The organism is Phenylobacterium sp. (genome assembly GCF_037138395.1).
Classification (GTDB): domain Bacteria; phylum Pseudomonadota; class Alphaproteobacteria; order Caulobacterales; family Caulobacteraceae; genus Phenylobacterium.
The window spans coordinates 1-2,789 of sequence record NZ_JBAXIM010000222.1 but is presented as its reverse complement, the minus strand read 5'-3'; the positions used below and the strand labels follow the sequence as shown (position 1 = coordinate 2,789).

The 2,789-nt window shown below is 69.9% G+C and carries 4 protein-coding genes; all 4 read right to left on the bottom strand.

Annotated features, from left to right (window positions below; all coding sequences use genetic code 11):
• The coding region (locus WCJ52_RS12520; RefSeq protein WP_336903638.1) for a hypothetical protein at nt 1-364 on the bottom strand (364 nt) is incomplete at its 3' end.
• Between the two features lie 3 nt (nt 365-367).
• Nucleotides 368-937, bottom strand: a complete 570-nt coding sequence (pal, locus tag WCJ52_RS12515; protein WP_336903637.1) for a peptidoglycan-associated lipoprotein Pal — start codon at nt 935-937, stop codon at nt 368-370.
• A gap of 18 nt (nt 938-955) precedes the next feature.
• Complete coding sequence (gene tolB / locus WCJ52_RS12510) at nt 956-2,242, bottom strand: Tol-Pal system beta propeller repeat protein TolB (protein ID WP_336903636.1); 1,287 nt, start codon at nt 2,240-2,242, stop codon at nt 956-958.
• Nucleotides 2,239-2,637, bottom strand: coding sequence for a hypothetical protein (locus tag WCJ52_RS12505; protein ID WP_336903635.1), 399 nt, complete (start codon nt 2,635-2,637; stop codon nt 2,239-2,241). The genes tolB and WCJ52_RS12505 overlap by 4 nt, the downstream gene beginning before the upstream one ends.
• Between the last annotated feature and the right edge of the window lie 152 nt (nt 2,638-2,789).

Sequence of the window (2,789 nt, the reverse complement as noted above, 5' to 3'; positions counted from 1 at the left end):
GCTGTCGCCGCCCGAGGGTGAGGCCATCCCCCGCAGGTGTGGCGGGGGATCGAGGCGCTGCGGTCGCCGCCGTCACCGTTGCTGGACCCGCTACGACCGGGACAGGGGCGGGGGAGGTCGGTTGGGGACCGGCCATCCGGTCCTGCAGGACCTTGACATCGCCCCGGGCGAGGTCGGCGTTGCGTGCGGCGGACTCGACCTGGGCGTTGAGGTCCTTGATGGCTTTCTCGAGGTCGGACACCCGGTCGGAAAGCTCCCGGATGCGGACATCCCCGGGGTCCTCCGCGGGTGGCGCGGCGGCGGACATGGCCGGGATGGCGAGCGCCAGTCCGAGGCCGATGAGGGCGTTTCTCAGGCTGGCCACGGACTAGCGGACGCCGCCGATGAGCACTGTGCGGGCATTGCGGTTGCGGCGGAAGGCCTCGTCGTCGGCGCCCGGATCGATGGGCCGCTCCTTGCCGAAGGAGACGGTGGAGATCCGCGACGGCGAGACTCCCCGCATGACCAATTCGTCGCGCACGGCGTTGGCCCGGCGAGAGCCCAGGGCGATGTTGTACTCCCGGGTACCCCGCTCGTCGGCATTGCCCTCGATCCGGACCTGTACGTCGGGATAGCGGTTCAGCCAGGCCGCCTGCCGCTCGACGATTTCGGTCGCGTCCTCCCGGACCTCGTACTGGTCGATGTCGAACAGGACCCGGTCGGAGACATTGATGACGAAGTCTTGCTGGGTACCGGGCAGGGGCGCACTGGTCACGGGTTCGGGACGGCCCACGGGCCGGACCGCGCCGGAAGCGATTGCGGAACCCCCGGCGACAGGCATCGTAGCCTCGGGGGGCTTTTCGGTCACGGGCCCCGGCTTGGGTGTCGACTGGCAGGCCCCCAGGAGGGCCGCGGCGGCGAGAAGGGGCGTCCAGCGCAGGGCGGAATGGGCGTTCATTCGGGTGTCCTCACGTCGTCAGTTGATCAGGGGCGACCAGGCCGGGTCCGAGGCCCCGCCGGTGTAGGGGGCCGGTTTCAGGATGCGGCCTGTGACGTCCACGGTCCAGAGGTGGGGTTCGCCCCCAGCTTCCTGGCGGCTGAACAGCAGTACCCGGCCATTCGGGGCCCAGGTGGGGCCCTCGTCCATGTAGCTTGAAGTCAGGGTGCGTTCGTCCGAGCCTTCGGGCCGCATGACGCCGATATGGAACTGTCCGCCGCCTTGCCGCGTGAAGGCGATGAAGTCGCCGGTGGGACTCCAGACCGGCGAGGTGTAGCGCCCGTCTCCGAAGGAGATGCGCCGGGCTCCGCCGCCTGCCGCGTCCATGATGTAGAGCTGGGGCGAGCCGCCACGATCGGAGTTGAAGACGATCCGGCTTCCGTCGGGGGAGAAGGCCGGGGAGGTATCGATGGCCGGGTCCGAGGTCAGGCGACGGCTTTGCCGGTTGACCAGGTTCATGACCCAGATGTCCGAGTTGCCGTTCTTCTCCACGGCGAAGGCCACCTGGCGCCCGTCCGGCGAGAACCGCGGGGCGAACACCATGCCGGGGAACTGGCCGAGGCTCTCCCGGCGACCGGTCTCCAGGTTGAGCAGGTAGACGGCCGACCCCTCGGGCCTCAGGGCCATGTAGGTGATTTCCTGGCTGGAGGCGGAAAAGCGCGGAGAGAGGACGATCTCCGAGCCATCGGTCAGGTAGCTGGGATTGGCTCCGTCCTGGTCCATCACCGCCAACCTGAGCGTCCGCTCAAGGCGACTGCCGGTTTCCGAAACGAAGACCACCCGGGTGTCGAAATAGCCCTTCTCGCCTGTCAGCCGCTCGTAGACGGCGTCGGAGATCTTGTGCGCTACCCGGCGCCAGTTCTCGGGGGTGGAGGTGAACTGCAGTCCCAGCAGCTGCTGGCCAGCGGGAACGTCCCAGAGGCGGAAGTCCACCTGCAGGCGGCCATCTACGAGCTGGACCTTGCCATTGACCATGGCCTGGGCACCCAGGGACTTCCACACGCCGAAGTCAGGCTCGACGGTCACTTCCGAGCGGCGGCCTGCGGAGTCGACCGGCGCGAAGAGCCCCGATCGGCTCAGGTTGTCCATGACGACCCGGGCGATTTCGGCACCCCTTTGACCTTCGAAGTCCGGCGCGGCCAGGGGAAGCGGGCGGATGTCGCCCCGGTTGACGTCCACCTCGATCTCGGCGCGCGCGTTCGACGGCGCCAGGCTGACCCCGGCCAGGGCCAGGCAGGCGGCGAGAACAGCTGCGGACATCCTCATGAACAGGCCTCCCGGGCGTTGAAGTTGACGGCGAACCGGCGATTGGATGGACCCGCCAGGTCGGGGAAGGGCGCGGCCTGGTGAACCGCTCGAATGGCGCGCTCGGCCGCCGCCCTGACGGTGGGATTGTCCGAGCGCTCAAGCCCACCCGCCTCTACCGGTCCTTCGAGTTCCCCGGCAGCGGTCAGGCCGAAACTCACCCGGACCCGGACATCGCGCCCGCCTTCGACCTCGCAGTTGGGAGTCCAGCGCTGCTGCAGCTGGTCCTGAAGTCCGGCGAGGGCGGCGGCGCTTGGCCCTATCGCGGCTGCAGGGCCCGGGCGTCCGCCGCCCATCCGGGCGACTTCGGCGGCGAGGGCCTCAAGGTCCAGTCCCCCGCCCGTTTGCCGGGTCACGGTGGGCGCTGGGCGCGGAGGTCCCGGCCTTGCAGCGGGTTGCGCGGCCGGCTTCGTCACTGCGGCCTTTTGGGGCGGCGGAGGGGGCGTCGCTGCCCTTGCGGCCAGGGCCGGGACCTCCGCGCCCAGCGCCCACCGTGACCCGGCAAACG